This window comes from Sphingomonas pruni NBRC 15498 (assembly GCF_001598455.1).
Taxonomy (GTDB): domain Bacteria; phylum Pseudomonadota; class Alphaproteobacteria; order Sphingomonadales; family Sphingomonadaceae; genus Sphingomonas; species Sphingomonas pruni.
Genome location: NZ_BCYZ01000009.1, coordinates 39,224 through 63,760, shown reverse-complemented (window position 1 = coordinate 63,760; position 24,537 = coordinate 39,224). Strand labels below are relative to the sequence as shown.

Annotated in this window: 26 protein-coding genes; 8 read left to right on the top strand and 18 right to left on the bottom strand. The window is 64.8% G+C overall.

Annotation, left to right across the window (positions count from 1 at the left end; genetic code table 11):
- Positions 1 to 4: 4 nt before the first annotated feature.
- Together SPR01S_RS04360 and SPR01S_RS04355 are read right to left on the bottom strand one after the other, a co-directional pair.
- On the bottom strand, positions 5 to 877 hold the full coding sequence (locus tag SPR01S_RS04360) for an amidohydrolase family protein (RefSeq protein ID WP_066585463.1): 873 nt from the start codon (positions 875 to 877) through the stop codon (positions 5 to 7).
- Positions 874 to 1,101, bottom strand: coding sequence for a hypothetical protein (locus SPR01S_RS04355; protein WP_066585460.1), 228 nt, complete (start codon positions 1,099 to 1,101; stop codon positions 874 to 876). The genes SPR01S_RS04360 and SPR01S_RS04355 overlap by 4 nt, the downstream gene beginning before the upstream one ends.
- 117 nt (positions 1,102 to 1,218) lie before the next feature.
- Between SPR01S_RS04355 and SPR01S_RS04350 the strand changes: the two genes are divergently transcribed.
- A complete protein-coding gene (locus SPR01S_RS04350; protein ID WP_066585457.1) occupies positions 1,219 to 2,202 on the top strand; it encodes an adenosine kinase in 984 nt (327 codons plus the stop codon).
- A 31-nt stretch (positions 2,203 to 2,233) separates the two neighbouring features.
- Here the strand turns inward: SPR01S_RS04350 and SPR01S_RS04345 are convergent, their stop codons facing one another.
- From SPR01S_RS04345 to SPR01S_RS04315, 7 genes are read right to left on the bottom strand one after another with little or no spacing between them, the layout of a single operon-like run.
- The gene (locus SPR01S_RS04345; protein WP_066585454.1) at positions 2,234 to 3,604 is read right to left on the bottom strand and encodes a hypothetical protein; all 1,371 of its coding nucleotides are present in this window, start codon (positions 3,602 to 3,604) and stop codon (positions 2,234 to 2,236) included.
- A gap of 3 nt (positions 3,605 to 3,607) precedes the next feature.
- Positions 3,608 to 4,120 carry a flavin reductase family protein gene (locus tag SPR01S_RS04340; protein WP_066585554.1) on the bottom strand — a complete coding sequence of 171 codons (513 nt, stop codon included), beginning with the start codon at positions 4,118 to 4,120 and terminating at the stop codon, positions 3,608 to 3,610.
- A 7-nt stretch (positions 4,121 to 4,127) separates the two neighbouring features.
- The gene (gene ribB, locus SPR01S_RS04335) at positions 4,128 to 5,264 is read right to left on the bottom strand and encodes a 3,4-dihydroxy-2-butanone-4-phosphate synthase (RefSeq protein ID WP_066585450.1); all 1,137 of its coding nucleotides are present in this window, start codon (positions 5,262 to 5,264) and stop codon (positions 4,128 to 4,130) included.
- Complete coding sequence (locus SPR01S_RS04330; protein WP_218016700.1) at positions 5,254 to 5,634, bottom strand: carboxymuconolactone decarboxylase family protein; 381 nt, start codon at positions 5,632 to 5,634, stop codon at positions 5,254 to 5,256. Before SPR01S_RS04330 ends, ribB begins: the two co-directional genes overlap by 11 nt.
- Positions 5,631 to 6,569, bottom strand: coding sequence for an alpha/beta hydrolase (locus SPR01S_RS04325; RefSeq protein WP_169803373.1), 939 nt, complete (start codon positions 6,567 to 6,569; stop codon positions 5,631 to 5,633). The genes SPR01S_RS04330 and SPR01S_RS04325 overlap by 4 nt, the downstream gene beginning before the upstream one ends.
- Positions 6,562 to 7,752 carry an LLM class flavin-dependent oxidoreductase gene (locus tag SPR01S_RS04320; protein ID WP_066585445.1) on the bottom strand — a complete coding sequence of 397 codons (1,191 nt, stop codon included), beginning with the start codon at positions 7,750 to 7,752 and terminating at the stop codon, positions 6,562 to 6,564. Before SPR01S_RS04320 ends, SPR01S_RS04325 begins: the two co-directional genes overlap by 8 nt.
- 20 nt (positions 7,753 to 7,772) lie before the next feature.
- Entirely contained in the window at positions 7,773 to 8,588 is an 816-nt protein-coding gene (locus tag SPR01S_RS04315) for an alpha/beta fold hydrolase (RefSeq protein ID WP_066585441.1), read from the bottom strand.
- 107 nt (positions 8,589 to 8,695) lie between these two features.
- Here SPR01S_RS04315 and SPR01S_RS04310 point away from each other — a divergent pair, with 107 nt between their 5' ends.
- The 3 genes from SPR01S_RS04310 to SPR01S_RS04300 all read left to right on the top strand — a co-directional run bounded on the left by SPR01S_RS04310 (position 8,696) and on the right by SPR01S_RS04300 (position 11,102).
- Positions 8,696 to 9,607 (top strand): LysR family transcriptional regulator, encoded by a 912-nt coding sequence (locus SPR01S_RS04310; protein WP_066585439.1) that lies wholly within the window; start codon positions 8,696 to 8,698, stop codon positions 9,605 to 9,607.
- Positions 9,608 to 9,656: 49 nt separating this feature from the next.
- The gene (locus tag SPR01S_RS04305) at positions 9,657 to 10,178 is read left to right on the top strand and encodes a VOC family protein (RefSeq protein WP_066585437.1); all 522 of its coding nucleotides are present in this window, start codon (positions 9,657 to 9,659) and stop codon (positions 10,176 to 10,178) included.
- Between the two features lie 111 nt (positions 10,179 to 10,289).
- Positions 10,290 to 11,102: an IclR family transcriptional regulator gene (locus SPR01S_RS04300; RefSeq protein ID WP_218016698.1), complete on the top strand. Its 813-nt coding sequence runs from the start codon at positions 10,290 to 10,292 to the stop codon at positions 11,100 to 11,102.
- Between the two features lie 15 nt (positions 11,103 to 11,117).
- On the opposite strand, the gene SPR01S_RS04295 is transcribed toward SPR01S_RS04300, so the two are convergent.
- The 4 genes from SPR01S_RS04295 to SPR01S_RS04280 all read right to left on the bottom strand — a co-directional run bounded on the left by SPR01S_RS04295 (position 11,118) and on the right by SPR01S_RS04280 (position 14,966).
- Complete coding sequence (locus SPR01S_RS04295; RefSeq protein ID WP_066585435.1) at positions 11,118 to 12,062, bottom strand: VOC family protein; 945 nt, start codon at positions 12,060 to 12,062, stop codon at positions 11,118 to 11,120.
- A 43-nt stretch (positions 12,063 to 12,105) separates the two neighbouring features.
- Positions 12,106 to 12,627, bottom strand: coding sequence for a MarR family winged helix-turn-helix transcriptional regulator (locus tag SPR01S_RS04290; protein WP_066585426.1), 522 nt, complete (start codon positions 12,625 to 12,627; stop codon positions 12,106 to 12,108).
- An 83-nt stretch (positions 12,628 to 12,710) separates the two neighbouring features.
- Positions 12,711 to 13,916, bottom strand: a complete 1,206-nt coding sequence (locus tag SPR01S_RS04285; protein WP_066585424.1) for a hypothetical protein — start codon at positions 13,914 to 13,916, stop codon at positions 12,711 to 12,713.
- Positions 13,917 to 13,946: 30 nt separating this feature from the next.
- Complete coding sequence (locus SPR01S_RS04280) at positions 13,947 to 14,966, bottom strand: peptidyl-alpha-hydroxyglycine alpha-amidating lyase family protein (protein ID WP_218016697.1); 1,020 nt, start codon at positions 14,964 to 14,966, stop codon at positions 13,947 to 13,949.
- 169 nt (positions 14,967 to 15,135) lie between these two features.
- Between SPR01S_RS04280 and SPR01S_RS04275 the strand changes: the two genes are divergently transcribed.
- From SPR01S_RS04275 to SPR01S_RS04265, 3 genes are read left to right on the top strand one after another with little or no spacing between them, the layout of a single operon-like run.
- Positions 15,136 to 16,500, top strand: a complete 1,365-nt coding sequence (locus SPR01S_RS04275; RefSeq protein ID WP_066585419.1) for an MFS transporter — start codon at positions 15,136 to 15,138, stop codon at positions 16,498 to 16,500.
- A 7-nt stretch (positions 16,501 to 16,507) separates the two neighbouring features.
- Positions 16,508 to 17,305: an amidohydrolase family protein gene (locus tag SPR01S_RS04270; protein ID WP_157081933.1), complete on the top strand. Its 798-nt coding sequence runs from the start codon at positions 16,508 to 16,510 to the stop codon at positions 17,303 to 17,305.
- Positions 17,302 to 17,748 carry a hypothetical protein gene (locus SPR01S_RS04265; protein WP_066585414.1) on the top strand — a complete coding sequence of 149 codons (447 nt, stop codon included), beginning with the start codon at positions 17,302 to 17,304 and terminating at the stop codon, positions 17,746 to 17,748. Before SPR01S_RS04270 ends, SPR01S_RS04265 begins: the two co-directional genes overlap by 4 nt.
- Positions 17,749 to 17,757: 9 nt before the next feature.
- On the opposite strand, the gene SPR01S_RS04260 is transcribed toward SPR01S_RS04265, so the two are convergent.
- The 3 genes from SPR01S_RS04260 to SPR01S_RS04250 all read right to left on the bottom strand — a co-directional run bounded on the left by SPR01S_RS04260 (position 17,758) and on the right by SPR01S_RS04250 (position 22,293).
- Positions 17,758 to 18,099, bottom strand: a complete 342-nt coding sequence (locus SPR01S_RS04260) for a hypothetical protein (protein WP_066585412.1) — start codon at positions 18,097 to 18,099, stop codon at positions 17,758 to 17,760.
- A gap of 74 nt (positions 18,100 to 18,173) precedes the next feature.
- The gene (locus SPR01S_RS04255; protein WP_245661864.1) at positions 18,174 to 21,086 is read right to left on the bottom strand and encodes a TonB-dependent receptor plug domain-containing protein; all 2,913 of its coding nucleotides are present in this window, start codon (positions 21,084 to 21,086) and stop codon (positions 18,174 to 18,176) included.
- Between the two features lie 229 nt (positions 21,087 to 21,315).
- Positions 21,316 to 22,293, bottom strand: coding sequence for an ABC transporter substrate-binding protein (locus tag SPR01S_RS04250; RefSeq protein ID WP_245661863.1), 978 nt, complete (start codon positions 22,291 to 22,293; stop codon positions 21,316 to 21,318).
- Positions 22,294 to 22,527: 234 nt separating this feature from the next.
- Here SPR01S_RS04250 and SPR01S_RS04245 point away from each other — a divergent pair, with 234 nt between their 5' ends.
- Positions 22,528 to 22,716, top strand: a complete 189-nt coding sequence (locus SPR01S_RS04245) for a hypothetical protein (protein WP_066585405.1) — start codon at positions 22,528 to 22,530, stop codon at positions 22,714 to 22,716.
- Between the two features lie 63 nt (positions 22,717 to 22,779).
- Here SPR01S_RS04245 and SPR01S_RS04240 read toward each other — a convergent pair whose 3' ends face one another.
- Both SPR01S_RS04240 and SPR01S_RS04235 read right to left on the bottom strand, forming a co-directional pair.
- Entirely contained in the window at positions 22,780 to 23,778 is a 999-nt protein-coding gene (locus SPR01S_RS04240) for a dipeptide epimerase (protein ID WP_066585400.1), read from the bottom strand.
- A 55-nt stretch (positions 23,779 to 23,833) separates the two neighbouring features.
- Positions 23,834 to 24,487 carry a helix-turn-helix domain-containing protein gene (locus SPR01S_RS04235; RefSeq protein WP_066585397.1) on the bottom strand — a complete coding sequence of 218 codons (654 nt, stop codon included), beginning with the start codon at positions 24,485 to 24,487 and terminating at the stop codon, positions 23,834 to 23,836.
- Positions 24,488 to 24,537: the final 50 nt, after the last annotated feature.

The window sequence follows — 24,537 nt, the reverse complement described above, 5'->3', positions numbered from 1 at the left end:
ATATCTAGACTGGCGGTTGCCAGCCGAGCACGCGCTTTACGGTGCCGCCGAAGATCGCCGCCTTGGCATCGCGGTCGAGTTCGTCGCTGTGGAGCAGCATGTCGCGGCTCTCGCTGTACAGGCAGCCGCGATTGCGGTTCGGCCCGCCGGCTTCGGCCATGCGCAGGCGCGTATAGTCGCTCGCCCACATCAGCCGATCGACCCCGAACGCCGCGATGACGCGGCGCAGATTGGGCCAGACATCGGCGAACGGATAGGCTTGGCGCGACAGCAACGGCAGCCCGCACAATTTGACCGAAACGTTCGGGAGATCGGCAAGGCCGAGCAGCCCGTCGAGCCGATCCCAGGGATCGTCGCGCGCCGGCGACACCGGGTGCTGGCTGACCCCGACATGGTCGATGATCACCTTCAGGTCGGGATGGCGCTCGATCAGCGGCCGCATTGCCGCGGCCTGGCCGTGGGTCGACAGGAACAGCGGCAGGCCGACCCTGGCCGCGGCCGCAAACCCGGCATCCATCGCGCCGCTGGTGAAAGCCTCGGAGAGTTCGGTGGTGCGGAAATCGGTGACGAGCAGCCGGCCGGCGATGACGCGGCCGTCGCCTTTTGCCCGCTCCACCGCCGCGCCCAGTTCGGCGTTCCCGGCCATGAACGTCTCGACGCCGATGAAGCGTCCAGGATAGCGCGTTACGCACGCGTCGATATAGGGCAGCGCCGCGACCACCAGAGTGGCATCGACCCCGACGCTGTCCATCGCCTCGCGCGCCAGCTCGACGTTAATCGCCAGTTTGACCGCGTCGGGCACGTCGTCGCCGAACGGCACTGCGGGTGCGGGCTGGTGAATCTGGGCATCGATGATGTCGAAGTCGGCGCTCTTCACGATTGCGATTCCTGTTGTGCTTTAAAGCCGCGGTAGATTGCGCGGCCGCACGCGGCGCAGCAAATGTCCTCGGTCGGCAGCGGGGCGGCGGTGGCGTGCGCGCCCGGCGCCCCACCGCAACAGGCACAACCCGAAGGCATTGTGAAGCGATCGAGCTGGGCGAGCATGTCCTCGCTCCACGCCGCTCCGCAAAACGGGCAGGTGGCACCGTCGCCCTCGCTCATCTCATCTTCTCCATCAACATGCATCTTGTTGAATGCTGTTCGTCTTTATATAACGTCTACCATCATTATCCAGCGCCTTTCGCGCATTCCTCATCCTCGACACGGAGACAAGCAGGCATGCAACCCGTCCGTTACGACGTCCTCGCCATCGGCAATGCCATCGTCGATGTCATTGCCCATGCCAGCGACGATTTCCTCATCCGGGAAGGCATGGCCAAGGGCGGCATGACCCTGATCGACGAAGACAGCGCCGAGCGAATCTACGCTGCGATGGGTCCCGGCATGGAAATCTCGGGCGGGTCGGGCGGTAATACCATTGCCGGCGTGGCGGCGTTCGGCGGCCGCGGCGCGTTCATCGGCAAGGTCCGCGACGACGCGCTCGGCGATATCTACCGTCACGATTTGCGCGCGATCGGCGTCGCCTTCGATACACCGGCGACCACCACCGGCCCCGCCACCGCGCGCTGCCTCGTGCTGGTCACGCCCGATGCCGAGCGGACGATGAACACGTTTCTCGGCGCCTGCACCGGGCTCGATGAGGACGATATCGACGAAGCCCTCGTCGCCTCGGCGGGGATCCTCTATCTCGAAGGCTATCTGTTCGATGAGCCCCCCGCCAAGGCCGCCTTCCGCAAGGCCGCGTCGCTGGCGCACGCCGCCGGACGCAAGGTCGCGCTGACCATGTCCGACAGCTTCTGCGTCCACCGCCACAAGGACGCATTCCTCGAACTGGTCGACGGCCATATCGATATATTGTTCGCCAATGAGGACGAGATCCGGGCGCTCTACGGCGTCGACGACATAGTCGAGGCAGCGAAGATCGCCGCGCAGCACGTCGAACTGGTGACGGTGACGCGCGGCCCGGCCGGGGCGCTGCTGATCGATGCGGACGGTATGGTCGAAGTGCCCGCCTCGCGGGTGGCGACGGTGGTCGACACCACCGGCGCCGGCGACCTCTACGCGGCGGGCGTGCTGTACGGCTTAAGTCGCGGACTGCCGCTGGCCGAATGCGGGCGGCTGGGCTGCGCGGCGGCCGGCGAAGCGATCGGCCATTTCGGGGCACGGCCGCAAGCGGATTTGAAGGCGTTCCTGGCCGACTGATTCCCCGCCTCGGCAAGAGAGGGGCGTAAGATCAGTTCAACCGCGAACGCCGCGAGATGAGATAGATCTCGTCGTTGAACCACAGGCCCTGGTGGCGCTGCAGGGCCTCGCGCGTCGCTTCGAGATACTGGTCGTTCGACAGCGCCTTGGCGAAGCGGCCATCCTCGATCTGCGCGACATAGCTGGCCGCGTTCCAGGCGGCGAACAGGGTCGAGCTGCCGATCGGGGTATGGGCGTCGATCTCGGTCGGAAGCGTGCGGATGTGGTAGCGGAACAGCGCTTCTTCGTCCGACAGCGAATGGAAATGATAGTCGCGCGCGGCCGCGCCCAGGTCCTCGCGCACCGCCTGCATGATGTCCTCGCGGCCGGTATCGAACGGGTCCTCGTCCGGCCAGATCGCGCGGATGATCTCCAGTCCGGGATCGTTGCCGTGGCTGTGCACGCCCATCAACTTGCCGTTGGGACGCAGTGCCCGGACGAGCGGCGTGACGACGCGCGAGCTCTTGAACTCGAGCGGTGCGTGTGCGCGATAGGGCTGCGACAGCAAGACGAAATCGAAGTCCGCCTGCGCGTAGCCGCGCCGCGGAATGATCGGGTCGAGCATGAAGTGATGGTCTTTGCGATACAGGACAAGCACCGTCGGCGTCTTGTACATAGGGTTGCCGCTCGGCGCGATGCTTGCCTGCCAATGCTTGGCGAGGAACGGATCGAGCTGCTGGACCTGTTCCTCGAATTGCCCCGCCGACGTGCCATCGAGCGCGACTTCGTGCCACACCATCGCGCTTGCCCCCGCCGGCGTCTCGGGCTGCAGTGTGGGCGCTTCACCATATTTGAGGTTGGTCAGCACCAGCACGGTGCCGGGATGCTCGCGCAGCCGGTCGGGCATCTTCTCGAGCGTCAGCCGAATATTCTCCATGCTGATCTCCTTGGCCACCACGTAGAACGGCACCCAGGGATGGCGCCGGTGCAGCCCGCGGAGCATCCGCGCCAACGCGGTGCCGTCGCCGGCACCTCCGTCGAACAACCGGATCGCCGGCGGGACCGGTTGCGTGTCAGACAATTCATGCACCGCACGATCCGCGATGATCTGCTTCTCATTGGTGGTGTTGACGAAGGCGAGATACTTCTGACGATTGTCGTAGAAGCGGAAATTATGCTCGGGCCGCATTTCGGCGCGCAGCCCCTTGATGCCCGAACGCAGCGCGCTGGCGGAGGTGCCGTCCTGCTCCTCGATGAAGCGATGAACGCGCTCGACAGTCTGCACCGTCACCCGTCCGCCCTGCTGCAGCCGTTGCACGAGCTTGCCGTCGTTGACCGCCAGCCGGCCGAAGGTCGACTGCGCCATCTTGAGCCGCCGGCAGCTATGCTCGATCTGCTCGAGAAGGGCCTGGGTGTCGTCCATCGCTCAGGCGGACAATCGCGTTGCGCGGGCATAGCCGCCGTCGAGATAGATCAGCGGATCGACGTCGCCCGAGATATACACCTCCTTGACCGCGCCGATCACCACGGCGTGGGTGCCATATTCGATATGCGTCTCATATTCGCAGAAGAAGCTGGCCTGCGCGTCGCACAGGTGCGGCGAACCGCATGCCCCCGAGCCCCAGCGGCCCTCGGCGAACCGCTCTTCGCCCTTCAGCTGGCCCGCGCAGGTCTGCGACACGGCGAGCTGGTCGGCATGGAGGATGTTGACGCAGAAAGGCGCGCCGGCGGTCAGCGGCCCATGCAGGCTCGCGCTCTTGTTGACGCAGACCAATAGCGACGGCGGGTCCATGCTCAATTCGCTAACCGCGGTAGCGGTCATCGCCCAGCGCCTGCCTTCATGCCAGGCGGTGATGACCACCACGGCCTTGCCTAGCCGGCGCAGGCCTTTCTTGAGTTGCTCGGCGACGCTCTCGCGGGCGATGTCCAGCTCGGGCATTTGCACTTCACTCATCGGCACCCAGCCCTTCCCTGCCCATGATGCGCAATCCGTAGCCTTCGATACCCGAGAGCTTCGCTTCGCTGTCCGACAGCAAGATCAGATCCTTGACGCCCAGATCGAGGAGGATCTGCGCCCCGACGCCGTAATCGCGGATGCGCTGATCGCGCGTCGGCCCCGGACTGCTGCGCCGCTCCGATATCGCGCTGACCGACGGGTCGCGGATGAAGACGATCACGCCGGGGCCGTCCTGCGCGCCGATCCGCGCCAGTGCGCGCGAGACATATTCGCGGCGGTCGGTCGGCGGCCCGAGCATGTCCGAGACGAAGTCGAGACGGTGCATGCGCACCAAAGTCGGCACGTCCGGGGTAATGCGCCCGCGCGACAAAGCGACATGCTCGACATTGTCGATCGTGTTGCGGAACACCGACAGGCGAAAGCCTTCGCCATAGACGGTCTCGAACGCTTCCTCATGGACGCGTTCGACGCAGCGTTCGGTGCGGCGGCGATAGCTGATCAGGTCGGCGATCGTGCCGATCGGAATATCGTGCTCGCGCGAAAACTCGACCAGATCGGGCAGCCGCGCCATCGTCCCGTCTTCGTTCAGCACTTCGCAGATCACGCCCGCCGGAATCAGGCCGGCCAGCCGCGACACGTCGACCGCCGCCTCGGTATGGCCGGTACGGACCAGCACCCCGCCGCCGCGCGCGACCAACGGGAAGACATGGCCGGGCGAGACGATATCGTCGCAGCCTTTGGAGGGATCGATCGCCACCGCCACGGTATGCGCCCGGTCGTACGCCGAAATGCCGGTGGTGACGCCATCGCGCGCCTCGATCGAGACGGTGAAGGCGGTGCCATGGCCGGAATTGTTCTCCGTCACCATCGGCGGCAGGCGCAATTCTCGCGCCCGTTCCTCGGTCATCGCCAGGCAGATCAGCCCGCGCGCATGGCGAGCCATGAAGTTGATCTGAGCAGGCGTCGCGAACTGCGCCGGGATGATGACGTCGCCTTCATTCTCGCGATCCTCGGCATCGACGAGAATGTAGGGCAGGCCGTTACGTGCGGCTTCGATGATCTCCTCGGTCGAGGAGATCGCATTGTGCAGCCGATCGGCCGCCGGCGCGATCAGCTCAATAGACATCGTTTTCCTGCAGGACTTCGCGCGCATGACGCCAGCTGTCCGTTCCGGCGGGCAGGCCGACATAGAGCGTCGCGTGGAGCAGGATCTCCCTGATCTCGTCCTTAGTGACGCCGTTGGCGAGCGCGCCATTGATATGGTTGCGCAGCTGGTCTGGCCGCGACTGACCGATCAGGATCGCAATCGTCAGCATCGAGCGGGTCTTGCGGTCGAGCCCCGGGCGGCTCCACACGTCGCCGAAGCACAACCGCGTCACCAGATCCTGTAGCGGCTCGTTGAAGTCGTCGGCATTGTCGAGGCTGCGCACGCCGGGCTCGCCGAACATGTCGAAGCGCATCGCGCGGCCGCGGTCGTAGGACTCGTCTTTGTTCACGCGATGGCCTTCCTCATTTCGATAGGTGCTGGCGCCGACAGCAACGGGCGGATCGCCTCGGCTGCGGCGACGAGTTCGGCGCGCGCCGCGGCCGAGACGCCGACCGCGCGCAGGAAACCGTGGATCATGCCCGGGGCGATACGAAGCGTCGTCGGCACGCCGGCCTCTTCGAGCCGCGCGGCAAACGCGACTGCTTCGGGGCAGAGCGGATCATGTTCGGCCGCGACGATGTGCGTCGGCGGAAGCGCGCCAAGGTCGCGGCGATCGACCGGCGCGGGGTTGGCATCGAGGCCGCCGCAGCGAGCAAACAATGCGATATATTGGCGGACGCGATCGGCGGTCAGCAGCGGATCGAGCGTGTTGCAATAGGCGGGCGCTTCCGGATTCATCGCGAACGTGCCGTAGAAGAGAAGCTGGCAGATCGGGCGCGCGGTGGCGCCGCATGCCAGCGCCAACAGCGCGCCGGCGCTGTCCCCGGCCACTGCGATCCGTGCCGGATCCACCGAGAGCGCTTCGGCCTGACGGCCGAGCCAGGCGAACGCCGCATCGCAATCGGCTTGCGCTCCGGCATAGTCGGTTTCGGGCAGGCGGCGATACTGGACGCTGGCGACGACCGCGCCGGTCGCTTCGGCCAGCGCCGCGCCGACGATGTCGAAGCTCTCGACGCTGCCGAACGCAAAACCCCCGCCGTGGAAATAGCAGATCGCCGGCCGCAACCCCTCCCCGCCCGGATCGAAAATGCGCAACGCGATCTCGCGCCCAGGTGCGGCGATAAAGGTGTCGAAGCGCGCGACTTGCGGCGCATGGTCCTCGGCGTAACGCCGGCCTGTGAGGTCGCCGACCAGCCGCGTGGTTTCGATGCTGGCAGCCGGCGGCGTCGCGCGGACTAGCGCGACGTAGCGGTCTATGCCGTCCGCGAGGGCGGGTTCAGGCAACGGCCTCATACCGCACCTCGACCGTCCGGGTCGCCAGTTCGGCAAGCCGCGGCGCGACTTCGCGGCCCATCAGCGTCAAGTTGTCGACCGTCTCCTGGTGGTCGAGTTCGCCGGCCTGCGCCATCATGAGCAGATTGCCGAAGCCGCCCGTTTCCTCGTGAAACGTCACCAATTGCTCGTAGACTTCGTCAGGAGTGCCGACGAAGAACAGGCCCGCCTCCATATATTGCTCGATCGTGCCATCGACCGGCAGCGCCTCGCCGTTGCGCAGGCGCGGGCGCATCGCATTGGCGCCGGCCTGGAGCATGCGGATATTCGCCTCGACCGGATTGAAGCCGAGCGGATTGCGGAACTGCGGATCGAGCCGGGCAGCGGTCGTGAAGTAGCTCTTCATCTTCTCGGCGCGGGCGAAGGCGGTGGCGCGGTCGCCGGCGCAGGAAACCAGCGCGAGATAGGCGAGTCTGTCCTGGTCGGGCTGCACGCCGTGCGCGGCCAGATACGCCGCGCGGTAGCCGCTGAATACCGAGCGGGCGACGGCTCCAGACAGGAAAGTCGCGCAGGTATAGCCGCGCTTGCCATATTCGCTGGCGCTGCTCGCGCTCGACGCGGTCATCCAGATGGGAGGATGCGGCTGCTGGATCGGGCGCGGCCACAGGCTCGCCGTACGGTAATGAAAGTGCTCGCCTTCCCAGGAGAAATTATCGCCGGTGTTGGAAAGCGCCTCCAAGATCAGGTCATGCGCTTCCCAGAAGCGGTCCATGAAGCCGGTCGGCTGGCGGTTCGACATGAACAATTCATATGCCGCGCCCTTGACCAGTCCGACTTCGAGCCGCCCGCCCGACAGGCAATCGACCATCGCGATCTCTTCGGCGACGCGCAGCGGGTTGGAGCGGTTGGCGAGCGGGATGCCCAAGGCAAGCAGGCGCGCGTTGCTGGTCTGGCGCGCGAGGATCGCCAGCGTCGTCATGCACGACGTCGACATGCAGGTCGCGGCGGCGTGATGCTCGTTGACCATGATGTTGAGCCCGACCTCGTCGGCGAGCATATATTCGTCGAGATAGCGGTTGAGCAGCTGCCCGGCCTCGACCGGATCGCATTCGCGCTGCGGCAACGTCACGCGCATCGCGCCCGGCTTCTGAAAGGCGGGGTGATAGGCCTGTTCGCTGAATTGCCAGATCTTCATCTTTGTCTCCGAGCGGTCGTTCAGCGGCCAGCTAAAGCGGCGATGCGGGCGGCGAGCTTGGCAGGCTGGTCGGCGTGGACACGGTGTCCGGCGTCTTCGAAGGACTCGACGTCCGCCTGGGGCAGCGCCTTGCGCCAGTCGTCGCGATATTTGGCGCTGACGATGCCGTCCGCCTCGCCCCAAATGACGAGAGTCGGGCTGGCGATGCGGTGCGTGCGGTACCCGAGCTTCTTGTTCGACATGTACGGGGTCCAGCCGAAGTGGCTCGCTGCCTCGTCATTGCGCATCAGCCGGCGCAGACGGTGTTCCGGCAGCGTCGCCAGCGTCTTCATGTCGCTGCCGAGCGCGGGCTCGCCGACCTGCATGCGTTTGCCGAGCTCCTGGCGCGACAGCATGAATATGTCGGCAACATATTGCTCGCGGCGATTGGCGGTCGGCAGGCCGAGCGGAGAAACCAACACGAGCTGCGCGGCGCGGCCCGGCTCCTTGGTCAGCATTTCCGCGGCCACCCAGGCGCCGAACGACGTGCCGACGATGACCGGCCGGTCGAGCCCGAGCTGGTCGAGCAGGTCGAGATAGAAATAGCCGAGGTCGTCGACGCGGTCGATCCGCGGCGAGCCGGCGGACGCTCCGAAACCAGGATGCGAAGGCGCGTAGACGGTGAAATGCTTCGCCAGTTCGCGCTGAAGCGGCGCGGCCCCCTCGATCCCGTCGAGCCCATGCAGGAACAGAAGCGGCGGACCGTCCCCAGCCTCGAAGATTTCGAGCTCGGTGCCCAGCACGTCGAGTGCCGACACAGTGCCGAAGCTCAGTTCTTCAAGGCCTTGGGGCTGCATCGCTCTCCACTCGTCTCTTCTTTGTGAGCTTCAGAGTGTTGCCCGGCGACTGATACGTCCAATTCTTTGTACTTGAGGCTTTGATGCCCGGAAGGTATGGAAATGGGATGGAGCTACGCCATCTTCGCTATTTCCGCGCGATCGGCCGCGAGCAGCATTTCGGCCGTGCCGCGATCGCGTTGAGGGTCGCGCAGCCGGCGCTGACGCGGCAGATCCGCGACCTTGAGGCCGAGCTCGGCATCGAGCTGTTCGAGCGGTTGCCGCGAGGAGTGCGCCTGTCGAGCGCCGGTCGCGTCTTCCTGGGCGACGTCGAGGAGATCTTGTCGCAGGTCGACCGCGCCGTCGATCGTGCGCAGCGGTTGGGCAGCGGCCATCTCGGCACGATCCGCGTCGGGCTCAGCGAGATCATCGCGGCGCACGACTTCATCTCGCACGGGCTGCGCAATTTCCGCGAGAGCGAGCCGTCGGTGGCGCTCGATCTCAAGTCGATGGGATCGGTGAACCAGATTGCCGCGCTCAAGGAAGGCACGCTCGACGTCGGGCTGATCTACGACGCGCATCTCGAAGAGCGCGACTATGAGGTGCTCGACCGCATCTGCCTCGGCCATGGCGAGACGATGCTGGCCGTGCACGAAAGCCACCGGCTGGCCGGTCGAGCCTCGGTAACGATGGCCGAGATCGCCGAGGAGCCCGCGCTCGGCCCGGCACGGCTGACTGCACCCGGCTATTACGACCGGTTGATGACGGCCTGCGTCGAGAGCGGCAGCACGCCGCGCATCGTCCAGGAATGCACGACGAATTCGATCCTGCTGAGCCTGGTCGCGGTGGGCATGGGCGTCGGCTTCGTGACGGCGTCGAGCCAGTCGTCGCCGGCGCACAATATCCAGCTGGTGCCGATCAGCGATCTCGGGCTCCAGTTCGAGGTGCTGTTGGTGTGGCGCAAGAGCGACCGCTCGCCGGCGCTGCAGCGCTTCATCGACATGATGATCCACCATGCGGGCGTCCTCCCCGCGGGGTGACAAAAGTTGGCGCTCGATCCTGCTACGTCGCAGGCAAGAGGAGAGAAGGATGACCGACGCGCCGCCACTCAAGGGCCTGTATCATTTCGCCTATCCCTGCCGCGATGCGGAGGAGACGCGCCATTTCTACGAGGACATTCTGGGGCTGCCGCTGGTCAATTGCATGATGTCCGAAAAGGTGCCGAGCACGGGCGAGGAGCAGCCCTATGTGCACTTCTTCTTCCAGCTGGGCGACGGCTCGTACATCGCCTTTTTCGACCTGGGCGGCGACGAGAAGCCGGCACCGTCTCCCAACACACCCGAATGGGTCCAGCATTTCGCGATCGAGACCGATTCGGTCGACGATGTCGAGGCGATGCGGCTGCGGCTTGCCGAACATGGGGTCAAGACCACGCCCTTGGTCGATCACGAGTTCGTACGGTCGATCTATTTCTTCGACCCCAACGGCCTGCGCCTCGAAGTCGCGGCGCGAACCGAGGCGCCGGGCTTTCTGGAGGAAGCTGCCAGCGAGGCGCATGGAGTCCTCGAGGCATGGAATATGCGCAAGCACGGCGCGCCCGCCGCCGGCTGATCGCCTTCTCGTCACCGCGCTCCGCCCCGTTGCCGATCATTGTCGAATGGACAGATCGGCGGCTGGACGGCAGGAGAGCAGCGGGGAAATGTGACGAGAGGAATCAAACGCATGGCAGACACCGAACAATCGCGCCGGCGTGTCCAGTCGATTGAAGTGGGGTTCCGCGTACTGCGGGTGCTGCGCATGGCCGAAGGGCCGCTGCCGCTGCGCGAGATTGCCGCGCGCGCCAGCATGCCGCCGAGCAAGGTGCATCTCTATCTCGTCAGCTTCGTGCGCGAGAATATGGCCTATCAGGACCCCCATAATGGCCATTACGGGCTGGGCACCTTCGCCATCCAGCTCGGGCTGGCCGCCATCCGCCAACTCGACGTGGTCGGGCTCGCCGCCGAGACTCTGACCGAGCTTCGCGACAAGACCGACTGCGCGATCTACCTGTCGCTATGGGGCGACCGCGGCCCGTGCATCGTCGCCAAGGCCGACGGCAGGCTGCAAGGCGCGTTCCTGATCCGGCTCGGCTATATCCTGCCGGTGACCACGTCCGCGACCGGGCTGGTGTTCCTCGCCCATCTGCCGGAGGCTGAGGTCGCTCGCGCGGTGGCGGCGCAGGCCGCCTATGACGCCACCCGCGGTGATATCCCCACGCCGACCAAGGAAGAGCTGGCGGAGAGCGGTGAGCGAATCCGCCGCGAGGGTTATTCGTCGAGCGCCGGGATGCTCAACCGCAACTTCGCGGCCATCGCCGCGCCGATCTTCGACCATAGCGGCAAGATCGCCGCGACCATCACTTTGCTCGGCCCCACCGACTTCATGAGCAAGACTCGGCTCAAGGACTTCAGCAAGATGCTGCTGGCATCGACTGAGGCCGTGTCGGAGCGGATGGGCGCGCTTCCCAAGCCCGCAGAAAAGCCTGCGAAAGGCTGACGCCAGTCCGCGACCCTAGGCCGCCCCGCGCACGAAATCCGGCGCGCGGCGGCCGGCCGCGGCGGCGTCGAGGCGGAGCTTGCGAGCTTCGGCGCGCTTGGCGTCGTCGAACCATGAGCGTTCGTGGCCCCATAGGCTGGGGCCGTAATCGCATTCGAACGGCTGCCATGTCGCGGGATCGATCGAGCGCCCGCCCCAGCCCAGTTCGATCATGAAGTCCGACGGCGTGCGGGCGTAGAAGCTGGTCATGAAATCGTTGGTGTGACGGCCGAGCGTCACGCCGATGCGCCCTTCCTCCAGCTGGGCGAGGTCATAGGCCTGGCCGACATCGTCGAGCGAATCGAGCTCGACCATCAGGTGATGGAAGCCGTCGACGCCCGTCTCGATAGCAGCGAAGCTGTGATGACGACTGTTGAGATGAAAGAAGAATGCCTTGAACGGCCGCAGCGCATAATCGCTGAGCCGGAAGCCGAGCAGGTCGACATAGAAAGGCAGCACCGCGTCGAGCGACCGGACGGTCAGTACGACATGGCCGAGTCCAAGCGCGCCCGTGCGAAAGCCGCTGAGCGCGCGGCCGGGCACGAAGGCGGAGGGCGCCACGGTGGGACCGTGGAAGAATTCGAGGCGGTTGCCGGCGGGATCATGGGCGATGAGCAGCTCAGCGACGCGGCGCTGCTCGGCCTCGAGCGGCGTGCCTTGAACGACCGGATGGCCGGCATTGGATAGTCGCGTCGCCAGCCGCGCCAGGGCATCGCCATCGGCGACTTCCCAGCCCATCGCGCTGACGCCCTCGCCTGCGCCGCTTTCGAGGAACAGGCGACCCGCACGATCGTCGGTACGCAAGGCGAAACCGCGCACGTCGCGATCGGCAAGCTGCATGCCGAGCAGGTCCGCGGCGAAGCTCGCCCAGGCATCGACCCGCGCCGTGGTGACTCCGATATAGCCGAGCGACTGCAGCATAGAACGAACGCTATTCGGTAATACCGAAGAACGCCAGTCGAGATTAGGGCCGCTGCACTCCCGGCCGGCTATATTCGGGAGTGAACTCCTCGATATCCGCGCCGTGATTCCCGTTCGGGGCGCTGAGCGACTCCAGCAGGCGGGTGAGGTAGCCGCGCAATATTTCCAACTCATCGCCATCCAGCGGCGTCAGCAATTCGGCTTCGAGCGCGCGGGTGTCCTTCTGGAGCTTCTTCAGCGCATCCTTGCCGGCCGCGGTCAGGCTCAATTCGAGCAGGCGTTTGTTGGCGCTGCTGACGCGGCGATCGATCAGCCCCTTGGATTCGAGCAAGGCGATCTGCTTGATCATCGTCTGCGGCTTGACGTCGTAGAGGCGCGACAATTCGGCCGAAGACATATTGGGCCGCGTCGAGAGCGTCGTAAGAATTCGGAACTGGACGGCGGTCACGCCGAGCGGATTGAGTACCGATTCCAGCCGCACATACGCCTTATACTGCACCTGTTTGACCAGATGCAGGATCGAAGGCGGATGTCGATCGGTAGTTGTGCGAGCGGCTTTACCCATCCGCCCTTAGTGTCCGATCGTGCCGGAACTGTCCAGAGTCGGCGCGGCACTTCGCCGCGCCGCCCGCGAGATCGTGATGACGCTCAGCCCTTGAGCTTCTTGGTGGCGATTGCCGCGCCTTCGGCCATCGCCGCCAGTTTCGCCCACACCACTTCGGGATGACCAACGCGCGAGCCGATGCCGCAATCGGTCCCGCCCTGGATATTCTCCATGCCGACGAGCTTACCGACATTGACCAGCCGTTCGGCCACCAGCTCGGGATGCTCGACCAGGTCGGTCATATGGCCGACCACGCCGGGGCAGATGATCTTGCCGGCGGGAAGCTTGACGTCCTCCCAGATGCGCCATTCGTGCGCGTGGCGGACATTGCTCGCCTCGAACGTGTAGCATTGCGCGTTGATCTTGAGCATCAGGTCGACGATGTTCTTGAACTCGATGTCGTGAACATGCGGGCGATGGCCGCTGCCCCAGCACATGTGGAAGCGGATCTGCTCCTCGGGCAGACCCTCGACCGCATGGTTGATCACCTCGACCGCAAATTCCAGATAGTCGCGATACTGGTCGACCGACCAATCGGGATAGAACATCCAGCTCGTCGCGAATTCGGGATCGTCGATCTGGACGATCAGCCCGGCATCGGTGATCGCCTTATATTCCTCGCGCATCGCCGCGCCGACCGCCATCATGTAATCGCGCTCGTCGCGATAGAAAGCGTTGCGCGCGCCGGCGCCGGCGCTGAGCGGCCCGAGAGCGGCGATGAAGCCATCGACACCGCTCTTTCCCTCGAGCCCCTTCTTGAGCGCGTCGATATCCTTCGCGATCTCGGCCTGACCGATATAGGTCAGCGCGCTCGTGCACACCTTTTCGGTGGTCGGGCGCTTGGGAACATTGCCGGGCGTCATGAAGCCTGGGCGGACCGGGCCGCCGGCGCCGGCGAACCACAGGCCGGATTCATAGAAGCCCGGGAAATCGCGGCGGTCGCGCTCGCCGGGACCAGCCCGTTTGGACGGCGCCGCAGGGTCACGCGGCAGCGATTCCCAGCCGGTCACCCTCTGCTGGATATAGCTGGTGTAGCTGCCCATGTTGGCGGCCTTCACATATTCGCCGTCGTTGATGATATCGACGCCACATTCGATCTGCTTCTCGACGACTTCGCGCACCGCCTTGGGCAGGCGCACCGCGATCTCGGCCTGATTGGCGTCGGCATCGACGAGCAGGGCGTCGAGATCGGCCGGGCGGGGCAGATTCCCGCCATGAGTCGTCAGGATATGGTCCGTGGAACGCCGCATCGTGTCTTCTCCTAAGTGGGTGTCGCCGGCTTATGTTCGGCGCACGAATTTCTGGATCTGGTGGTCGCCCTGTTCCTCGGGGATCCAGCCGGGGCGGATCGCAAAGCTGTAGGGCACTTCGGCGACATAGACGTCGCCATGGCTATCGACCGCGATACCGTGCGGCGCGATGAAATTGCCCGGCGCGTGGCGATGCTCGGACGAGCCGCCCCAGCGATCCAGGACCCTGCCCTCGGGGCTGAGCATCGTGACGCGGCCGGGATGGTCCTGCAGCATTTCGCCGAGGACGAAGCTCTTCTTGCCCTTGGGCCGCCACAGCTCGGCAACATAGATGATGCCATCACGGTCGATTGCGATGTCACACGGACGCTGCACGTCTGTCCATTGCTCGAGATAGTCGCCGTCGGCGGTGAAGACCTGGATACGGTCATTCTCGCGATCGCAGACCAATACGCGCCCGGCCGCGTCGCAGCCGATGCCGTGCGGCAGGTGGAATTCACCGGGACCGGTGCCGATCTCACCCCAGGACTGGATCAGTTCGCCGGCAGCGCTGAAGCGATGGACGCGGCAATTGCCATAGCCGTCAGCGACATAGAGCTCGCCGCTTGGCGCCACCGCGAGGTTGCAGCAGCGATTGAACGGCCCCCCGGGATAGGCGATGCATTCGCAGGCATGGACTTCGTAAGGGGGCTTGGGATCGTAGCCGGTATCCGATGCCTGGCCGGGCACGCCGAGGGTCATGATCGGCTCGCCTTCGAGGCTGAAGACGCGAATGCTGTGATCGCCATTGTCGACGCAATAGACCCGGTCGTCGGGGCCGATCGTCAGACCGTGCGCCATGGTGAAGACATCGTCGCCCCAGCTACGGACGAAGCTGCCGTCGCGCTCATAGACCAGCACGCGATGCGGAAAGCGGACGAACAGATAGACGCGATCCTGCGAATCGACGGCGACCCCGGTCACGTCGCGATGCGAGACGCCCGCCGGCAGGCGTTCCCAATCGGCCATCACGTCGAACGCAGGCGCTGTCCCGGTTGCCATAGCCGGCATTTCACTCCTCGACGGATTATCCAAAAACCAGCCTAGACGTCCGCTCGTTCCTAAGCCAAGCTGACATATATCGTCGCTTGAGCATTTGTACATAGCGAACGACATATGATAAAGCCGATTGGCGAGCAGGATGGGTATTCAACCGATCGCCGCACCGGGAGGGGTTTGCATGACGGACACTGGCGCTCGGCCGATCGACGTGGATACGTTCCTGGACGGGCTCAAATTCAACCGCTTTCACCTGATCGTCCTGGTCCTGTGCACGGCCCTGGCGGCGATCGACGGTTATGAATTGTATGTCGTGGGCTGGGTGCTGCCGGTGCTCGCCAAGGATTTCGGCGTCGCGACGACGGCAGTCACTTCGGCGCTGGTCGCGCAACAGGTCGGCATGCTCGCCGGCGCATTCGTCATTCCCCCGCTTGCCGACCGCATCGGACGGCCGCGCGTGCTGCTGTTCTGCTATCTCGGCATGATGCTCAGCGCGCTGGCGATCCTGACCACCAAGTCGCTGCTGCCCTTCACGATCTGCCGCTTTGCCGCCGGCTTTTGCGGTACCGCGATGATCCCGATCCTGGTCACGCTCGCCGCCGAGACCGCACCAAAGCGGCTGCGCGCGACCGTCAGCACAATCACGGTCAGCGGCACGATGATAGGTGCGATGCTTGGCTCGCTGATGCAGGCCTTTGTCCTGGCCCCGTTCGGCTGGCGCGGCGCGTTCTGGATTGCAGTCGCGCTGCCCGCGATCATGCTTCCCTTGATCTATTTCTTCCTTCCCGAATCGCTGCGGTCGCTGGTCGCACGCAACCCGCAGGATCCCGCCATTTCCGCACTGACCAAGCGGATGCGGCCGTCGGTGTCCGGCGACGCCGAGGTCATACTCACCGTCGCGCCCAAGCCCGACCGCCCACCGCTCGCGATCCTGCTCTCCGATATTTTCGGGCGCGGCCAATTGCTGCGCACATTCCTCATGTGGGGAATCGCGATCTCGAGCTTCGTGTTCATCACCGCGGGGGTGTGGAAGACGACGATCTTCAAGGACGTGATCGGACTGTCGCTCAAACAGGTGGCATTGATCAACGGCATCAACACCGCCGCCGGCTTCATCGGCATGCTCACGATCGGCTTCTTCATCGATCGATTGGGGTTCAAACGCGTGATGACCGGCGCCTTCCTGCTCGCGGGATTGGGCGCGACGATGGTCGGCCTGCTGGCCCCGGGCATTGGCATGTACGTCGCGGTCGCTTTCATGGGGATGTGCCAGCATGGCAGCCAGGCCAGCATCCCGGCGCTGGCCACTGCCCTCTATCCCACGCGCAGCCGCGCTACCGGCGTCGGCTGGACCTATGGCGCCGCCCGCGTGGTATCGATCTGGGCGCCGTTGTTCGGCACGTTCGTGCTGAGCGAAGGCTTCGGCCCCATCGGTATCTTCGCGATGCTCGGGGTGCCGCTGATATGCGGGGGGCTGTTCACGTTTTGGCTGATGAGCCTGAAGGACGCGCCGCAGGTGATCACGGCCGGGCACGGGCGCGGCTGAAACGACCGTGCCGGCCGTCGATGCCCATGCCCATGTCTTTACCCGGGGAATGCCGTTCGCGGCGAACGCGCATTCGCGGCCCGACTATGACTATCCGGTCGAAGCGTGGCTTGCCGATCTCGACGCTCATGGCATCGGCCGCGGAGTGATCGCGGCGGCCAGTCTGTTCGATGACGACAACGCCTATACGCTCGCGGCGCTGGCGGCGCATCCCCGGCTGCGCGCGACGGTGCTGGCCACGCCGGAGACCAGCGCCGAGCAGTTGCGGGCACTGGCCGAGCAAGGCGTGGTCGGGGTGCGGCTGACCTGGCGGCGGCTTGCCGATCTTCCCGACCTGGCGAACGAGCCATGGCGCGGCTTCCTGAATCGGATCACCGACTGCGGGCTGCATGTCGAGTTGCTCGCCGGCAGCGCGCAATTGCCGGCGCTACTGCCGCACCTCGCAGGCGTGCCGCTGGTGGTCGATCATTTTGGCGTCCCGTCGCGCGACGAGGGCGAGCGCCGCGCCGGCACCGACGCGCTGCTTCGCGCGGTGGCCGGTGGCCGGACCTGGGTCAAGATTTCGGCGGGCTTCCGCCTGCCACCTGCCATTGCCAGCGAATGCGCCGCGCGCTTGCTCGCCGAAGCGGGACCGGAGCGCCTGTTATGGGGCAGCGACGCGCCGTTCGTGAACCATGAGGCGGATACCAGCTATGCCGACACGCTGGCTTTGTATCATCGCCTCGTCCCCGACGCGGCAACCCGCCGGGCGATCGACGCCACTGCACTCGACCTTTATTTCGACATACGGAGCCACATCCCATGAATCGTCGCGAGCGCGCCATCGCCACCGCCGAGCTCGAAATGGGCCTCGCCGATTTCTGGCATGACGTTGACAATAATTGGGGCCGCCAGGCGAGCGACTATTATGCCCCGGAGGCCGTCTATCGCTCGGGCGGGCTCAAGCTCGAGGGACGCGAGGCGATCCAGGGTTTCTACAGTTGGCGCGAAGGCCGCGGCGCGCGCGTCTCAATCCATGCCTTCACCAATTTCCGCGCCGAATTCGACGACCAGGGCGGTGCCACCGCGACATGGTTCATGCTGCTATGGGCTGCCGATGGCGAGGCGCCGCTCGAAAGCCGCGTGCCCACCCGGATCAGCCAGGCGACCGAGACGTTTCGCTGGGACGAAACCGAGGGGCGCTGGCTGTGCACGCTCCGCGAACTCAAGAATCTGTTCCGCGGCGGCGACCAGCTCAACTTCAGCTGAGCCGTCGCGTCAAGCAGTGAGCGACGTCACCGCCGCAATCACGAACGCCTCGCTGCGGTCGCCGACGGTTCGCAGGATTTCGGCCCCGGGGGTCAGCACCGCATTGCGGATCGCTAGCTTGTCCTCCGCCGGCGCAGGACCGGCATGCGCGCCGTAATCGAGCCGCCCGTCGCCCATCAGCGTGAACGGAAACAGCGTCTCGGGCCGTTTGAAATCGCCGATGCGGCCAAAGGCGGGAAACGGGCCGACCGCCGCGCCCCCGGCGTCGACCGTCAGATCGAGCATGATCTGCCGATCGGCGGCATCCTGAGCACCCTGCGGAACCAGGACCACCCGCACGATATCGCCCACTGAAAAGCCTTTCTGCCCATAATGCAAAAAGGGCGCCCCTCGGGTGGGGCGCCCTTTCGTTTGTCGGCGGCGGATCAGAAGCGCGCACGCGCTCCGAACATGAAGGCGCGGCCGACCTTGTCGTAATATTGACCGTTCACCGGGCCGTTGAGGATAATATACGGGGTGGGCGGCGGATCCTTGTCGAACAGATTGTTGACCGCCCAGAAGAATTCGAACTTCTTATTCTCTCCGGCGAAGATCTTTCCGAACAGGTTGAAATAGGTAACCGCCGGCACCCTGTTGTCGTTGATCGTGTTGCTCGGCAACGTATTGTAGGTCACATCCTGGACGCCCTTACTGATGAAGATCGTCTGCAGCGTCAGTTCCCACGCATTGGTGCCCAGGGTCGTCGACAGATTGCCCCGGAAATGCGGGATCGCGCCGAGATTGGCCCAGCCATTCTCCCCGGCGCGATCGATCGGCGCGGCGCCGGTGCCCGAATCGACCAGCGCGTGGAGGACGTAGGTGCCGCTCGCGGCGATGCTGCCGCGGCCGCCCGAGCCCAGAAAACCGAGCGACGTGCCGTAGGTCAGGGTCATGTCGATGCCCTTCTGAGCGAAGGCGCCGACATTGAGCGAGCCCGCATTCAGCGCGGTATGAATCCGATCGTTCGGGTTGGGAGTGGAGAGATCGGGCCCATAGGTGAACAGGTTGCAGAAATAGGCTTCGCCCGCACTGCATAACGATGCGATGTTCGCCGTCGACAGGTTGGTGATCGCGTCGTCGATCTTGATATTGTAATAGTCGACCGAGAAGCCGAGACCGCGCAGCGCGCCGCGACCGCGATAGGCCGCGCCGACCGTGAAGGTCTTCGAGAATTCGGGCCCGACCTTGGGATTGCCCATACTGGTGTTCTGCGGGATCACCGGGCTCTTGGTGACGCCGTCGACCACCATCGTCACCGCGTTGGTGACGTTGCTGCCCGGGCTATAGAGTTCGTTGATCGCAGGCGCCCGGATGTCGCGCGAGCGCGCGACGCGGAAGATCAGTCCGTCGACCGGTTCCCACACCGCGCCCGCTTTCCACGCGGTCTGGCCGCCGACGGTGCTGTAATCGGCGTAGCGGAAGGCGCCGTTGACGCTCAGATTGTGGAGGGCCGGCAGACCCTTAGCCAGAGGGACGGTCGCCTCGGCATAACCCTCCTTGACGCTGAATGCGCCCGCATAGGGCACCGCGTTGCCTGCGGTGAGGAAGCCGTTGTTGGCGCCCACCGCATCGGCGGTCAGCTTTTCGGTTTCGCGGCGATATTCGCCGCCGAACGCCACGGACACCGGACCCGCCCAGGTCGAAAAGGGCTCGCCGACGATGTTGGCGGCGGTGGTGAACTGGTCGTACTTCACCTTGGCGAGACCTTCGCCCCAGATATAATTGCGCGCGGCCGCAGTGGTGTTGCCCTCGCCGAACAGGTTGAGCGGCTGGCAACCGGCGGCGGCGGCGACGCCGTCGCGAACGCCGCGGCAGACGATATTGCCGGAGCTGTCGCGAACCGCGTCGATCGCGTAGCCCAGCTTGGCGGTGACCGGGTTGTTAAAGGTCGCAGAGGAATAGTAATTGATGCCATAGGATGCGTGCGCATCCCATTTCCACGACCCGCCGAGCTTACCTTGCAAACCGACGGTGCCGTGCGGCGTCTCGTTGGTGATTTCGTAGCGATTGATGCCGATATCGATGCCGATCCGGCTGATGTTGAAGCTTTGCGTCGTCGCCGGCAGCAAGGCGAGGACCTGCGCCGGAATGAAGGGGTTGTCGCGACGGATCACCTGGCTGGACAGGCGGATCGGAACGCCATCGAGGATCCCGACGGAGCGCGAATATCCTCCTTCGATATAGCCGGTCAGCGAGTCCGAAAAATCATAATAGATGCTGCCATAGGCGGTCTCGCGCTCGACCTTGGGAACCAACGCGGTGCCGGTGATGATCGAGCCGCCTTCGCCACCGATCATCGTCGAGCCGCCAGAGATCGAGCCCCGCTGGAACGGACGGATCGAACCGTCCGGATTGAACGTCATGTTGGTCAGCCCGGGAATGGAACTGATGATGACGCCGCCCGCGCCGAGATTATTATGGACGTTCTTGGCCAGGATGAAGGCCGGCTGGCCGAAGCCAGGCGTGCCGGGAGTCGTCCGCTGGCCATTGCTGACGATCATATATTCGTCGCGACCCCAGTCGCGGGTGTAGATGTCGCCGACGCCGTCATTGTCCGAATAGTCGCCGCTGAGGACGATATGGCCCCGATCGCCATTGAAGCTGGTACCGGCGATGAAGCCGATGCGGCGAGTGCCATAATCGCCTAGCTGGGAAACACCCGCCTGCGCGGTGACTTCGACGCCCTGATACTTCTTCTTCATGACGATGTTGACGACGCCCGAGACGGCATCCGAACCGTACAGCGCCGAGGCGCCGCCGGTGACGACATCGACGCGCTCGATCATCAGCGTCGGGAACAGGTTGAGGTCGGTGGTGGTCGGCACGCCGAGGTTGCTGGCCGGCGCGAAGGGCACGACGCGCGACTGATTGACCAGCACCAGCGTGCGCTGGCCACCCAGAGCGCGCAGATCGGCGGTGGCCTGCGCGGGGCTCGAGGTATTGGTGGCGTTGGCGCCTGGCGATCGTGTCGCCTTGAACGCCGGATTCTGGTTGAGCACCTCCATGACGGTGGTGGCACCCTGCTTCGAGATCACTTCGGCGCCGACCACCTGGGTCGGCGTCGGTGCCTGGAGGCCATTGGTGGCGGTACGCGACGCAGTGACGACGATTTCGCCTTCCTGCGTCTCGGCCTTGTTATCGGTGGCAGCCTGAGCCGGCTCGGCTTGCGCCGTGCTGGCCGGCGTCGGGCTGGTCTGCGCGAAAGCGGCGCCGCCTGCAAAAGTGGCAGTGGTGAGCGCGGTGGTGACCATCATGCGCTGCAGCCATGATGCGGGACCACGTTTCATAAGAACTGCCATATCAGCCTCCCCTCTCCGGGCAATTGCGAGGCCGGCTTTGGCGCCGTTGCTCCCGCTGCATCGCAAGATGCTTGCTTGTTGTTTCCAATCCGCGCCGGGTGACGCCCGGTGCTTCCTATGGGTCCGCAATCCATTCCGGATTAACGAACGCCAGTTGTTTATGCCACATAAGACAGGCTGACAACCTAAAATCGCAGCCTAGCTGATTTACCGTCTTCGCTATTACGTATCACTCCGCGATCGGCCCCATCGCCGCCGCCTCGTTATAGATGCTGGAATCGATCAGTCGCGACAGCGCTTCGCGTGACCGCGCGGGACGTTTGTCCTGCGTGGCCAGCCACTTCTCCTCCGCGACTAGTTCATCGAGCAGATCCGCAGGCAGTGCCGCCGGAAAGGAGAGTGTCGGCCAGGCGTGCGCTACTTCCGCCGCACCAAAGCCCGCAGTCGCCGCGACGAGAGCCTGGGCCGGCGCCGGGTCGCGACGAATCCGCGCGCTTGCGGCGATCACCGCCCGGACGAATGCGGTGATTCGCCGGCGCTTGGCCGGGTCGGCGAGATTCGCCGCGTTGGTATTGAGGTTGAACAATTCGCGATAGACGCCATCGCCGGAGAAGATGACGATATCGTCGCCAAGCGCCCGGTCGGCATTACCGCCATGCGGCTCCCAGATCGCCACCGCATCGACCTCGCGCCGTGCGAGCGCAGCGGGGATACCCTCGAGCGGAGAGATGCGCACGGGCGTGATGTCGGCGAAGCTCAATCCCTCCTGCGCGAGCATGCGCGCGAGGAAATAGCCGGCTGACGTCGTCGCCAGCGTCGCGATCCTCTTGCCCTTGAGATCGGCGATCCGCCGGATCCCGGCAGAACGACGCGCGACGATGCGGTAGCGGCCTTCGGTAACGGTCAGGATGATACGGAGGTCGGGATGCGCGACCGAATAGCGCAAGGCCTGGGTCTCGGCATGCGTGGCGATATCGGCAGTGCCGCCCGCTTCGAACAGATTGGGGATGCCGCCATTGCTGACCATCGCGCCCGGATACAGATCGCGCGCCGCCAGCAGGACGGGCGCGATCTCGATCGTCGCGGTGCTGCCCGATACCGCGATTGGCGCGATCGCGACTGCGGGCTCCACGCCTGCACGCAATGCGCATCCCGCCAGCGCGACCAGCATCGTCATCGCGAGAATCGGCCCCCGCCCATCCATCATCAGCAATCTCCTTGCCGATCGACTATTATAAGCCAGGATGATTATCAAAAGGGCGATGCCGCCCGTCGGCCGTTGTGCGCCAGACTTACGAGATTCTCATGGAAGAAACGGGTAGTTTTTCGCTGATATGCCGGCGCACCGCCTTACCCGAAGAACCGCGGGCCAACGGCTTGCGTCGAATGGGGCGGGTCGATCGTTCACGCGTGCGTGGACGCTGCACCGGAGGAGAGATGCATGGCTAGTGACGTGAACGCGGATGGCGAAGACACGCATGCTGAGCGTGCCGAGGTGCATTTTCTGGCCGCATTGGTTGACGAATTGATGCGCGGATTGCTGCTGGCCGGCACCTTGTCGCAAGCACAATTGAATGAGATCGAGGCAGCGGTCGCCGCACGCATCGGCTCTGCGCCACGAGCTTGGTGACGCGGGCGACCGTTTCCGCATTGGTGATCCCGGCAGCCGCCATTGACCTCTCTGGGCGCGTGTCTAGCCCGCGCCCCAAAGGTTTGCAGGCAGCATGATCTCGCCGTCGGCATAGAGGCTCGCCGCGAGTGGATCGTCAGCGACGAACCAGGGACCGTCGAGATCGACGACATCGCACAGCTGAGCAAGGACGAAGGCGGGGGCGGTCGAAAGCGTGGCGCCCGCCATGTTGCCGACCATGATCTTCATCCCGAGCTGTCGCCCGCGCTTGGCCATCATCAGCGCTTCGGTCAGGCCGCCGCATTTGTCGAGCTTGATGTTCAAAACCTGGAAGCGAGCGTGCTGGGCTTCTAGTTCGACCAAGTCCTGGATACTCTCGTCGGCCGCCACCGGGATCGGTGACTGCCAATTGTCGAGCAAAGCCTCTTCGCCGCGACGAACGGGTTGCTCCAGCAACAGCACCTTTTCCCTGACGAGCATCGCGACCAGCTCGTCGAGATCGTCACCGCCATAACCCTGATTGGCATCCACACCGAGCCAGACATCCGGTCGCGCCGCGCGCACCGCTCGGACCCGCTCGGAATCGCCGGCGAGATCGCCCTCTAACTTCAGCTTGAGAGCCTTCAACGCCGGCAAGTCGGCGAGCCTGCGAAGGATCTCAGCCGGATCTTCCGCCGGAAGCGTGAACGTCGTGACCAGAGGCTTCGGCGGAGCCACACCGACAAGCTTCCAGACGGGCGTATTCTTGCGGAGCGACTCCAGTTCCCACAATGCGCAATCGAGCGCGTTGCGCGCCCCTCCCGGCGGGAGCAGACCACGTAACTCCTCGCGGTCGATTCCGGCTTCGACCTGTGCCCGGCACCGCTCCAATTCGCGTTCGATATGGTCGGGATCGTCGCCCAGATAATAGACCCCCGCCGCCTCTCCTCGCCCTGTGACGTCTCCGTCAGAGATCGTCGCGATCACCGCCGGCATCGACTCGAAGAGATAGCCCGAGATCCGGAAGGGTTCGCGAAATGCCATGGCATCGCGGCGATGGCTGAGCGTCAGGGCGGTCGTCATGACCGCCACATCACACGAATTCAGCAATGTTTCAATATAAGAAACATGTTTCCATCTAGTGCCCTGAAACGTCTTCCGCGGCGGGATCGGCACTCCGCGAAGCCAGTTCGGCGAAGCGCTGCATGCCCGGCCCGGCGCAAACCGACAGCACTCGGCAGGGTTCATCGCCGACTCGCACATAGGCATGCGCCATTCCGCTGTCGAAATAGACCGAATCGCCCTGAGCCAGCGGCAGCGGCGCGTAGAGATCCGAATGCAGTTCCATCGCGCCCGACAATACGTGCAGATATTCCTCACCGGAGTGGCGGATCAGGCCGCCGACATCGTCGATATTGCGGGCTTTTACATCGATGATGATCGGCACCATCATCTTGTCGAGCAAGTCGCCGGCCGGATAGAGATGCGTGTAACGTTCGGTAGTGGCGCCCTGCCATTCGCCGGCGCGAGACACGCTGCGCCGGCCGAGCGCGGCGGGCGGCTTTTCCGCCGGAACCGCCCCGGCCACCAGGCTGCCCAGATCAAGACCGAGAGCCTGTGCGAGCCTGACCAATTTGTCGTAGGTCATCGCCATTTTGCCGTTCTCGAGCTTGGACAGCGTCGAAAACGGCATGTCCAGTCGCGTCGCAAGCGCTCTGAGCGTCAGCCCCTGCTCGATGCGTGCCGCACGGAGCAGACGGCCGGGATGATTGTCGCGAGCGGTCTTGGTCATAGTCTCTCCCCGCCCCCGCCTAGCGCAAAGCTCTGCCTCAGGGAACCGCC

Bases quoted from the DNA above. Each gene is read 5' to 3' on its own strand.
- SPR01S_RS04355 (WP_066585460.1), bottom strand. From the start codon at position 1,101: ATGAGCGAGGGCGACGGTGCCACCTGCCCGTTTTGCGGAGCGGCGTGG.
- SPR01S_RS04350 (WP_066585457.1), top strand. From the start codon at position 1,219: ATGCAACCCGTCCGTTACGACGTCCTCGCCATCGGCAATGCCATCGTC.
- SPR01S_RS04345 (WP_066585454.1), bottom strand. From the start codon at position 3,604: ATGGACGACACCCAGGCCCTTCTCGAGCAGATCGAGCATAGCTGCCGG.
- SPR01S_RS04340 (WP_066585554.1), bottom strand. From the start codon at position 4,120: ATGCCCGAGCTGGACATCGCCCGCGAGAGCGTCGCCGAGCAACTCAAG.
- ribB (WP_066585450.1), bottom strand. From the start codon at position 5,264: ATGTCTATTGAGCTGATCGCGCCGGCGGCCGATCGGCTGCACAATGCG.
- SPR01S_RS04320 (WP_066585445.1), bottom strand. From the start codon at position 7,752: ATGAAGATCTGGCAATTCAGCGAACAGGCCTATCACCCCGCCTTTCAG.
- SPR01S_RS04315 (WP_066585441.1), bottom strand. From the start codon at position 8,588: ATGCAGCCCCAAGGCCTTGAAGAACTGAGCTTCGGCACTGTGTCGGCA.
- SPR01S_RS04310 (WP_066585439.1), top strand. From the start codon at position 8,696: ATGGAGCTACGCCATCTTCGCTATTTCCGCGCGATCGGCCGCGAGCAG.
- SPR01S_RS04305 (WP_066585437.1), top strand. From the start codon at position 9,657: ATGACCGACGCGCCGCCACTCAAGGGCCTGTATCATTTCGCCTATCCC.
- SPR01S_RS04300 (WP_218016698.1), top strand. From the start codon at position 10,290: ATGGCAGACACCGAACAATCGCGCCGGCGTGTCCAGTCGATTGAAGTG.
- SPR01S_RS04295 (WP_066585435.1), bottom strand. From the start codon at position 12,062: ATGCTGCAGTCGCTCGGCTATATCGGAGTCACCACGGCGCGGGTCGAT.
- SPR01S_RS04290 (WP_066585426.1), bottom strand. From the start codon at position 12,627: ATGGGTAAAGCCGCTCGCACAACTACCGATCGACATCCGCCTTCGATC.
- SPR01S_RS04285 (WP_066585424.1), bottom strand. From the start codon at position 13,916: ATGCGGCGTTCCACGGACCATATCCTGACGACTCATGGCGGGAATCTG.
- SPR01S_RS04280 (WP_218016697.1), bottom strand. From the start codon at position 14,966: ATGCCGGCTATGGCAACCGGGACAGCGCCTGCGTTCGACGTGATGGCC.
- SPR01S_RS04275 (WP_066585419.1), top strand. From the start codon at position 15,136: ATGACGGACACTGGCGCTCGGCCGATCGACGTGGATACGTTCCTGGAC.
- SPR01S_RS04265 (WP_066585414.1), top strand. From the start codon at position 17,302: ATGAATCGTCGCGAGCGCGCCATCGCCACCGCCGAGCTCGAAATGGGC.
- SPR01S_RS04255 (WP_245661864.1), bottom strand. From the start codon at position 21,086: ATGGCAGTTCTTATGAAACGTGGTCCCGCATCATGGCTGCAGCGCATG.
- SPR01S_RS04250 (WP_245661863.1), bottom strand. From the start codon at position 22,293: ATGATGGATGGGCGGGGGCCGATTCTCGCGATGACGATGCTGGTCGCG.
- SPR01S_RS04245 (WP_066585405.1), top strand. From the start codon at position 22,528: ATGGCTAGTGACGTGAACGCGGATGGCGAAGACACGCATGCTGAGCGT.
- SPR01S_RS04240 (WP_066585400.1), bottom strand. From the start codon at position 23,778: ATGACGACCGCCCTGACGCTCAGCCATCGCCGCGATGCCATGGCATTT.
- SPR01S_RS04235 (WP_066585397.1), bottom strand. From the start codon at position 24,487: ATGACCAAGACCGCTCGCGACAATCATCCCGGCCGTCTGCTCCGTGCG.